The organism is Arthrobacter sp. S39, from assembly GCF_004320525.1.
Classification (GTDB): Bacteria; Actinomycetota; Actinomycetes; order Actinomycetales; family Micrococcaceae; genus Arthrobacter.
Genome location: NZ_SIHX01000038.1, coordinates 1 through 1376, shown reverse-complemented (window position 1 = coordinate 1376; position 1376 = coordinate 1). Strand labels below are relative to the sequence as shown.

Genomic DNA, 1376 nt, shown 5'->3' with positions numbered 1-1376 from the left:
AAGGACACCCCCATGACGAATTCCCCCATACCCGACCACCTCATCGATGGCGGCCATGCGCACGCCAGCGAGTCGGCGCTGCATGCGGAGGACAAGGGCTATCACAAGAACCTGAAGCCGCGGCAGATCCAGATGATCGCGATCGGTGGTGCGATCGGGACCGGCCTGTTCCTCGGCGCCGGCGGCCGGCTCAACGCCGCCGGCCCGTCGCTGGTCATCGCCTACGCCGTCTGCGGGTTCTTCGCGTTCCTGATCCTCCGGGCCCTCGGCGAACTCGTCCTGCACCGCCCGTCCTCGGGCTCGTTCGTCTCCTACGCCCGGGAATTCTTCGGCGAGAAGGCCGCGTTCGTGTCCGGCTGGTTCTACTGGATCAACTGGGCCACCACCACCATCGTGGACATCACCGCCGCCGCCCTGTACATGAACTTCTTCGGCCACTACATCCCCTGGATGGCGGCCGTCCCGCAGTGGGCCTGGGCCCTGATCGCCCTGCTCGTGGTTCTGGCCCTGAACCTGGTCTCGGTGAAGGTCTTCGGCGAGATGGAATTCTGGTTCGCCCTGATCAAGGTCGCCGCCCTCGTCATCTTCCTGGTCGTCGGCACCTACTTCGTCATCTTCGGCACCCCCGTCGATGGCCAGCAGGTCGGCCTGAGCCTGCTTTCGGATAACGGCGGGATCTTCCCCAACGGCCTGCTGCCCATGATCATCCTCATGCAGGGCGTCCTGTTCGCCTACGCCTCCATCGAACTGGTCGGCACCGCCGCCGGCGAAACCGAAAACCCCGAAAAGATCATGCCCAAGGCCATCAACTCCGTGGTCTTCCGCATCGCCGTGTTCTACGTCGGCTCCGTGATCCTGCTGGCCCTGCTGCTGCCCTACACCTCCTACGAAAAAGGCGTCAGCCCCTTCGTGACGTTCTTCGGCTCCATCGGCATCCAGGGCGTGGACGTCATCATGAACCTCGTCGTCCTCACCGCCGCACTGTCCTCCCTCAACGCCGGCCTCTACTCCACCGGCCGGATCCTGCGCTCCATGTCCGTGAACGGCTCCGCCCCCAAATTCGCCTCCCGCATGAACAAAGCAGGCGTCCCCTACGGCGGGATCGCCATCACCGCCGGCGTGTCCCTCCTCGGGGTCCCGCTGAACTACCTCGTCCCCGCCCAGGCCTTCGAAATCGTCCTCAACGTCGCCTCCGTCGGCATCGTCATGACCTGGGCCACGATCGTGCTCTGCCAGATCCAGCTCAAACGCTGGGCCGACAAAGGCTGGCTCGAACGCCCCTCCTTCCGGATGTTCGGCGCCCCCTACACCGGCTACCTCTCCCTGCTCTTCCTGGCCAGCGTCCTGGTCATGGTCTTCATCGACTCACCCCTGAC

Annotated in this window: 1 protein-coding gene; it reads left to right on the top strand. The window is 64.8% G+C overall.

Annotated features, from left to right (window positions below; all coding sequences use genetic code 11):
- Window positions 1-12: 12 nt before the first annotated feature.
- The coding region (locus EYS21_RS23230) for an amino acid permease (RefSeq protein ID WP_131135597.1) at window positions 13-1376 on the top strand (1364 nt) is incomplete at its 3' end.